The sequence below is a fragment of the Actinoallomurus sp. NPDC050550 genome, from assembly GCF_040655075.1.
Classification (GTDB): domain Bacteria; phylum Actinomycetota; class Actinomycetes; order Streptosporangiales; family Streptosporangiaceae; genus Actinoallomurus.
Window position 1 is genome coordinate 1 of the sequence record NZ_JBFAJC010000157.1, and the last position, 1,069, is coordinate 1,069.

Below are 1,069 nucleotides of genomic sequence, written 5' to 3' on the forward strand. Positions count from 1 at the left end.
CACGTCCAGTGCCGGGTACTCAGCGACAGCTTGGCAAGAAGGTGCCCACACGCGCTGCACGTCTTGGAGCTGGGGTACCAGCGGTCGATCACCACCAGGCTCCGCCCGGCGCGCTGGCACTTGTACTCCAGTTGGCGGCGGAACTCTCCCCAGCCGCAGTCGGAGATCACGCGGGACAGGCGCCGGTTCTTGACCATGCCGGAGACGTTGAGGTCTTCGACCACGATGGTGTCGGCCCGGCGGACCAGGTTGGTCGTGGTGCGGTGCAGGAAGTCCTGCCGCGCATGGCGGACCTTGCGGTGAGCGCGGGCGACCTTGGCCTTGGCCTTGGCCTGGTTCTTCGAGCCCTTCCGGCAGCGGGCCATCCGGCGCTGGTACCGGGCAAGATTGCGGGCCTTGCGTTCCAGGTGGCGCGGGTTGGCGATCCGCTGCCCGTCCGAGGTCACGGCGAATTCGGTCACCCCGAGGTCGATGCCGATGGCGTGCCCGGCGTCCTGCAGGGGGTCGGGATCGGTGTCGCTGTCGATGGCGAAGGTCACGTACCAGCGGCCGTCCGGCTCCCGCGAGACGATCACCATGGTGGGGTACAGCGCGGCCGGGTCCTCCTCATCGAAGGACCACACGAACCGAAGCGGACTGCTCGTCTTCGCCAGTGTCAGCGCGCCGTCGCGCATGCGGAACGCACTGCGGGTGTAGTGCGCGGACTGGCGTCCGGCTCGGGACTTGAACCGGGGGTACTTGGCTCGTCCGGCGAAGAAGTTGGCGAAGGCGGCATGCTGGTGGCGCAGTGTTTGCTGCAACGGGACGGAGGAGACCTCGTTCAAGAACGCCAGCTCCTGGGTCTTCTTCCACTCGGTGAGGGTGGCGTCGGTCTCCCGGTAGCTGGTGCGCTTTCCCTCGGCGTGAAACCGGCGGTGCCGCTCGCCGAGGGTCTTGTTCCACACCACGCGCACGCACCCGAACGTGCGGCTCAGCATGGCCGCTTGCTCGGGGTCGGGGTATGCCCGGCACTTATATGCCGTCCTCACGTAGCGCAACTTACCGAACACGCAAAGTGTTGTAAAAGGCG

General features: G+C 67.0%; 1 protein-coding gene. It reads right to left on the reverse strand.

Going from position 1 to position 1,069, the window contains the following annotated elements; translation table 11 throughout:
- A partial coding sequence (locus tag AB0I04_RS55180) for an RNA-guided endonuclease TnpB family protein (RefSeq protein WP_360905097.1) occupies positions 1-1,028 on the reverse strand: 1,028 nt, incomplete at its 3' end.
- Positions 1,029-1,069 lie beyond the last annotated feature (41 nt).